The organism is Thiospirillum jenense, from assembly GCF_014145225.1.
Lineage (GTDB): Bacteria > Pseudomonadota > Gammaproteobacteria > Chromatiales > Chromatiaceae > Thiospirillum > Thiospirillum jenense.
Genome location: NZ_JABVCQ010000061.1, coordinates 1 through 3,863, shown reverse-complemented (window position 1 = coordinate 3,863; position 3,863 = coordinate 1). Strand labels below are relative to the sequence as shown.

General features: G+C 43.1%; 3 protein-coding genes. All 3 read right to left on the bottom strand.

Annotated features, from left to right (window positions below; translation table 11 throughout):
• Positions 1 to 103: 103 nt before the first annotated feature.
• The 3 genes from trhA to rffA all read right to left on the bottom strand — a co-directional run bounded on the left by trhA (position 104) and on the right by rffA (position 3,780).
• Entirely contained in the window at positions 104 to 718 is a 615-nt protein-coding gene (trhA, locus tag HUK38_RS14390; RefSeq protein WP_182585019.1) for a PAQR family membrane homeostasis protein TrhA, read from the bottom strand.
• Between the two features lie 240 nt (positions 719 to 958).
• Positions 959 to 2,578, bottom strand: a complete 1,620-nt coding sequence (locus tag HUK38_RS14380; protein WP_182585018.1) for an ArnT family glycosyltransferase — start codon at positions 2,576 to 2,578, stop codon at positions 959 to 961.
• 65 nt (positions 2,579 to 2,643) lie between these two features.
• The gene (rffA, locus tag HUK38_RS14375; RefSeq protein ID WP_182585017.1) at positions 2,644 to 3,780 is read right to left on the bottom strand and encodes a dTDP-4-amino-4,6-dideoxygalactose transaminase; all 1,137 of its coding nucleotides are present in this window, start codon (positions 3,778 to 3,780) and stop codon (positions 2,644 to 2,646) included.
• Positions 3,781 to 3,863: the final 83 nt, after the last annotated feature.

The following is a 3,863-nucleotide window of genomic DNA, read 5'->3' as shown; positions in this document are numbered from 1 at the left end:
GTTTATTAAAAGATAATTAGACAAGCAGTGCAGTGACCAGAACGCAATCAATAGTACATTAACTTCATCGTGTAGCTGTCAACGTCAATTGAATAACGCAGCTTTAGAGGTACAGTAAAATCGCAAAATAGTGGCTCACGCTTCCCGCTAGAACGAATAGATGCCAGATACCGTGGCACCAGGGCCACCGGCCGTCTAGCACATAAAAGAGGATGCCCACCGTATAGAAAAGCCCGCCTGCTATCAACCACCAAAATCCGGTTGAGCCGATTGCGGCGATCAGGGGCTTGAGTGCAAACACAATTGCCCAGCCCATGGACAGATAAATGGGGATAGACCACCAGCGCTCACCCGTGCGGGGCAGGGAGTCGAGTAGTATGCCAATCGCCGCCAGTGTCCAGACGACCCCGAATAACCACCAGCCGGTCGTTCCTTCGAGCGCAATTAAGGTGAACGGCGTGTAAGTACCCGCGATTAGGAGGTAAATCGCGTTGTGATCCAGTACTCGGAAGACCCGCTTCGCCCGCCCGCGCAGGCTATGGTAGAGAGTCGAGACGAGATACAGCAGGAATAGGGTAGCACCGTAGACACTGAAACTCACAATCCGCAGCGCGCCGCCTTCGACGCCGGCCAGTGTGACCATGACGGTGACGCCGACCAGCGCCAAGACGGCACCGACCAGATGTGTAATGCTGTTAAAAAGCTCGCCGCGATACATGCAATGTGTTTGCTACTTATTGACCTTTACTACGCAAGGTTTCAGCTAATCGTAAGCCATTCCACGTCGCGTCAATACCATCGTAAGGGTCATGATTGAAAATGATTAAGATGGTTTTCATTTAACTTATCTCTATTATTAGAGTGAGTTGATAGAAATGCCGTTTTGCGTTCAGTTATTAACGCACCGATGGTAACGGTTATTTTTTGGCTTTTTACATTGTTCTGATTCGCTAGTTTATTAAAAAACAAACTGATATGTTTTGCCTAAGTAAGGATATTTAATATTAATACGTCCATCCTCAGGCAAATGAAAATTTAAATTTTCGTAAATCAGAATGTCGACATTCTTAAATACTTTTAAATTACTTTCAACAGGAACTGTCTTAACTAACCGGTAAGACTTTTGATTGCGTAGCACTTCATTTAATAAATCAACTTCTTGTACCTTCACAAGATTTTTACTTTCCACGACAATCCAATGTATCCAGTTTTCATTTAACAAGGTTTCAACCTGTGAGGTATTTGAAACGTGAGATTTAATACCAAAGTCTTTCGTAATTGAGATTTCGACTAAAAGTTTATCGCCCCGTAAGATAACATATTGTTTATCACGATCAAGGCGATGCAAATGAAAAATAAAATTACCATCATTTTTGCCAAAAAATAAGATACTACCTGTATTTGGTAAAGTACGAATAAATTGCGCTGCTGCTTCATAACCCGCGACATACCAGTGTGGCAAATTGATTGCTGCAAATACTTGCCACCCGATAACCGCAAACGTTACTGTCAACATAATTCGACGATACACCATAGAATGGCGAAAATAATGAATACCATAGGCGGCAAAGAACGCAACGGCAGGCATGACGTAGAAAGCGTAACGTTCATTATCGTCAGGTATACTTGCCAGATATGTACACCATAAGTAACTAGCGATCAACCAAGCAATAGGCAATGTAAATTCACGAGTTTGCTGTCGCAGCAATAAGAAAACACCCATGATTCCCAAAATAACAATAGCGATACTACTGCCTTTGTAGATTGAAGTGGAATACATGATCCAACGGGGCAAGGAGTCAAGCGAAGGATACGCATCATACGCATGACTACTGGCAGACATGACTATTTCTGGTCCAAATTTTAAGGCATGAACCGCAATGATTAGCAAGCCTAAAGTAATAAAAGCTACTATTAAAAAAGATTCTTTTTTTGAAAAAAGTACACGTCTATTTTGAGACACCAAAGCATGTGAAATGAGTACAGGAAGAATAAATAATGTTGTTTGTTTAATCAAAAGGGTTATCAAAATAATCAAACCAAAAGCAATTGCAGTCGAGTATTGAGGTCTGTCAAGATAACGCTGAAACATGAACACGCTTGCCATACACATACCAATTGCCGGCGCTTCTAGCATGACAGACCTGCTCCATAGCACCACAACAGGTAGGGATAAAAGAATTAAAACAGTCGCTAGAGCTGTTACATGATCGAAGCGTGATTTTAGCCAAATATACCAAGCAATCACACCAACTAACCAGACAAAAACAATGGCGATATGCGCGGCAAACTCTGATACGCCGATTATTGACATAAAAAAACTGACAATGATCGGGAACAGGGGCAGGTACCAATTAAAAGCAATGGCTGGGTATTGGGCAAAATAGCGTTGAACATAGTTATATGGATCATCAAATGGCAAATCGCGCAAAAAATCTAAGAAAAAAACACCGTGCATCGTATGACGCGACTCGTCTGTCCACCACAATCCATTTGCTACTAGACCATTCCAAGTCACTAATGCTCCAACGGTTAAAACAACAACGATTAGTATAGAATCGATAACTATTTTTTTCATAATCTATGGCAAAAAACAGTAATATGATCGTTAAAGCATGTCGTGACGTAACACGATCGATTGGTTTAGACCATCCCCGCCAATGCACTCGATATGTGCCGCACCACATCCATTTGATCTTCCTCTAACCCAATCCACAATGGCAACCTAACTAAACGATCAGACAGGTGGTTTGTATTAGAAAGATCACCATGTACGCGCCCAAATTTTTGCCCAGCCGGCGCGCTATGCAGTGGCACATAATGGAACACTGGGAAAATGTCTAATGCTTTAAGACGGGTAATAAACTGGGTGCGCGTCTCCAAATCTGCCAACAATAGATAATACATGTGCGCATTGTGTTGACACTCCGGTGGAATAATTGGCCGCCGACACATACCAGCAGTTTCTGATGCCGCAAACCAGCGGTGATAGTTATTCCACAAGCCAATACGCCGTTGTGTAATTGTATCGGCTTCTTCCATTTGCGCCCATAAAAAAGCCGCCACTAATTCGGATGGTAAATAAGAAGAACCAAGATCAACCCAAGTGTATTTATCTACTTGACCGCGAAAAAAGAGGGAGCGGTTAGTGCCTTTTTCTCGAATAATTTCAGCGCGCTCGGCAAGTTGCGGATCATTAATCAACAACGCCCCGCCTTCGCCAGAGATGATATTTTTTGTTTCGTGAAAAGATAAACAGCCTAAATGCCCAATTGACCCTAATGCACGGCCTTTGTAACTAGCCATGACACCTTGCGCGGCATCTTCAATCACCAGCAGATGATGACGATTGGCAATGTCCATGATGGTGTCCATGTCACAACCAACACCCGCATAATGCACAGGTACAATCGCTTTGGTCTTTTCAGTAATTGCCGCTTCAATCAAGGTTTCGTCAAGGTTTAGAGTATCAGAACGAATATCGACAAATACGGGAATAGCACCGCGCAAGACAAACGCATTTGCCGTAGAAACAAACGTATAAGACGGCATGATGACTTCATCGCCTGGCTGAATGTCCGTCAATATGGCAGCCATTTCTAATGCCGCTGTACAGGAATGCGTCAATAGGGCTTTATGCGTCCCAGTTCTTGCTTCTAACCAACCCTGACAGTGTTTAGTGAAATGACCATCCCCGGCTAAATGTCCATTGGCATGGGCTTGGGCGATGTACCACAATTCTTTGCCGGTCATGTAGGGTTTATTGAAGTGGATACTCATTTGAATAACACTTATTTTTTAGCAATTAATAAACACGAGCTACCGAGCGGGAATCGCACCCTTATTTGAATTAACCAGCGTTC